The 874-nt window shown below is 51.3% G+C and carries 1 rRNA gene; it reads right to left on the reverse strand.

Features of this window, described 5'->3' with window-relative positions:
• Positions 1-874: ribosomal RNA gene (locus TMES_RS21975) — 23S ribosomal RNA — on the reverse strand; the annotation flags it as partial.

Here is an 874-nt window from a genome sequence, read left to right on the forward strand (position 1 = left end):
TAACCCCATCAATTAACCTTCCGGCACCGGGCAGGCGTCACACCCTATACGTCCACTTTCGTGTTTGCAGAGTGCTGTGTTTTTAATAAACAGTCGCAGCGGCCTGGTATCTTCGACCGGCATGGGCTTACGGAGCAAGTCCTTCACCCTCACCGGCGCACCTTCTCCCGAAGTTACGGTGCCATTTTGCCTAGTTCCTTCACCCGAGTTCTCTCAAGCGCCTTGGTATTCTCTACCCAACCACCTGTGTCGGTTTGGGGTACGGTTCCTGGTTACCTGAAGCTTAGAAGCTTTTCTTGGAAGCATGGCATCAACCACTTCGTCATCTAAAAGACAACTCGTCATCAGCTCTCGGCCTTAAGATCCCGGATTTACCTAAGATCTCAGCCTACCACCTTAAACTTGGACAACCAACGCCAAGCTGGCCTAGCCTTCTCCGTCCCTCCATCGCAATAACCAGAAGTACAGGAATATTAACCTGTTTTCCATCGACTACGCTTTTCAGCCTCGCCTTAGGGACCGACTAACCCTGCGTCGATTAACGTTGCGCAGGAAACCTTGGTCTTTCGGCGTGGGTGTTTTTCACACCCATTGTCGTTACTCATGTCAGCATTCGCACTTCTGATACCTCCAGCAAGCTTCTCAACTCACCTTCACAGGCTTACAGAACGCTCCTCTACCGCATCACTTACGTGATACCCGTAGCTTCGGTGTATGGTTTGAGCCCCGTTACATCTTCCGCGCAGGCCGACTCGACTAGTGAGCTATTACGCTTTCTTTAAAGGGTGGCTGCTTCTAAGCCAACCTCCTAGCTGTCTAAGCCTTCCCACATCGTTTCCCACTTAACCATAACTTTGGGACCTTAGCTGGCGGT

Origin of the sequence: Thalassospira mesophila (genome assembly GCF_002115755.1) — a bacterium.
Taxonomy (GTDB): Bacteria; Pseudomonadota; Alphaproteobacteria; order Rhodospirillales; family Thalassospiraceae; genus Thalassospira; species Thalassospira mesophila.